Raw genomic sequence first — 940 nt, forward strand, 5'->3', positions numbered from 1 at the left:
TATAACTAACATAAGCTTCTAAAGCGAACGTTAAATTACTGAAACATAGAACAAAAAGGACAATAGAAAAGCGCAGAAAATGAATCATTGTCTGAAACCAATAAAAAAGGGAGCCGAAGCCCCCTTGATTAACTGATTAGTGAGTATTGATGCCACTCACAAAGCCGTGGAGAAATGCCCCCGCAAAGGAAATACCCAGAACGATAGCGAGAACATCCCCAAGTAAGTTACCAGATAAAGGAGGCATTAAAACGTACCGTTACTTGCGAAGGAAACCCACAATCATATTGACGCCAAAGCCCAGTGCAGCCATACCAATCAGGCCAGCAACGACCAGAGCCACATTACTTTGACCACCACTCACAGCAGTGTTAATTGAACCAGTTAAATCTGGTGTATCAGCAAAAGCTGGAGAAGCAGAAGCAAGCATAAGCGCTGAGCCTACGGCTGTTTTCTTGTTTACGACTGCGTGTTTTACGTTATTTACAACAAGTTCTAGTTTTTTCATTTGAATTACCTTTTACTCATAAGGCGAACAACACGACCTACCCAATGACCGACAACCATGTTGATCAAGAGCACGCCACTGACATATAGGAACAAGTCACCATTGAATAGGACTGGATCCTTATATTCTTGATACTCCACCGCTGAAATCAGTATGTATTCTTGGCAATTGTCGACGTGAGTTTTCGTCGCTTTTAAATTGCCGTACTGGTTAACAACGGTGACGCATACAGACATTTTTTCTAACCTTGAACTGATTTCATTGAAGCTTCGAAGTGCTTCTTAATTTCTGCATCAACAGGAATAAGCGCTGTCACGATGGCACCCGCCAATGGATCTTCTGGGTTGATTTCAAGTTGCAATTGGTACTCACGACGAGGAACCAAAGCACCGGTGCGCTCAAGGAGCAGGGCGTATTCATGATCAATCATCA

Annotated in this window: 3 protein-coding genes; all 3 read right to left on the bottom strand. The window is 42.9% G+C overall.

All coding sequences use genetic code 11. The features are described from left to right. Positions 1–259: 259 nt before the first annotated feature. Positions 260–508 carry a hypothetical protein gene (locus tag KIO97_RS26870; protein WP_285384439.1) on the bottom strand — a complete coding sequence of 83 codons (249 nt, stop codon included), beginning with the start codon at positions 506–508 and terminating at the stop codon, positions 260–262. A gap of 5 nt (positions 509–513) precedes the next feature. Continuing rightward, the gene (locus tag KIO97_RS26875; RefSeq protein ID WP_285384440.1) at positions 514–744 is read right to left on the bottom strand and encodes a hypothetical protein; all 231 of its coding nucleotides are present in this window, start codon (positions 742–744) and stop codon (positions 514–516) included. Positions 745–749: 5 nt separating this feature from the next. Beyond that, on the bottom strand, positions 750–940 hold a 191-nt coding region (locus KIO97_RS26880; protein ID WP_285384441.1), incomplete at its 5' end, for a DUF1293 family protein.

It is taken from the genome of Vibrio sp. B181a (assembly GCF_030248375.1).
In the GTDB taxonomy this organism is placed as follows: Bacteria; Pseudomonadota; Gammaproteobacteria; order Enterobacterales; family Vibrionaceae; genus Vibrio; species Vibrio campbellii.